This is a genomic window from Flavobacterium hydrocarbonoxydans (genome assembly GCF_009789235.1).
GTDB classification, from domain to species: Bacteria; Bacteroidota; Bacteroidia; order Flavobacteriales; family Flavobacteriaceae; genus Flavobacterium; species Flavobacterium hydrocarbonoxydans.
The window spans coordinates 1-650 of the sequence record NZ_WSTB01000036.1 but is presented as its reverse complement, the minus strand read 5'-3'; the positions used below and the strand labels follow the sequence as shown (position 1 = coordinate 650).

General features: G+C 46.5%; 1 pseudogene. It reads right to left on the bottom strand.

Annotation, left to right across the window (positions count from 1 at the left end):
- Nucleotides 1-650 (bottom strand): annotated as a pseudogene (locus GON26_RS21950) (hypothetical protein); the annotation flags it as partial.

Here is a 650-nt window from a genome sequence, read left to right as displayed (position 1 = left end):
TAGTGCTTGTAGCACTGCTATACCAAACTGCTGTAGCTGGGCTTACCGCAATATCCGCAACTGTTGGAGCGTCTTCCAAACAGAAATCCTGTGTAGCTGATGTTGTAGTTGGTGTACCCGGATCGTTGACATTTACTGCTACAACCAGTCTGGTGGCGCTCTCACAACCTGTAACTGCGTCTATAATAGTAGCATAATAATTTCCGTCTGCCAAAGCATCTGTAGCTAGTAATGGTGTAGTGCTTGTAGCACTGCTGTACCAAACTGCTGTAGCGGGTGTTACTGCAATATCGGCAACGGTTGGAGCATCTTCTAAACAGAAATCCTGTGTAGCTGATGTCGTAGTTGGTGTACCCGGATCGTTGACATTTACTGCCACAACCAGTCTTACTGCGCTCTCACAACCTGTAACAGCGTCTATAATCGTAGCATAATAATTTCCGTCTGCCAAGGCATCTGTAGCTAGTAATGGCGTAGTGCTCGTAGCACTGCTGTACCAAACTGCTGTGGATGGTGTTACTGCAATATCGGCAACTGTTGGAGCATCTTCTAAACAGAAATCCTGTGTAGCTGATGTTGTGGTTGGTGTACCCGGATCGTTGACATTTACTGCTACAACTAATCTGGTGGCGCTCTCACAACCTGTAACA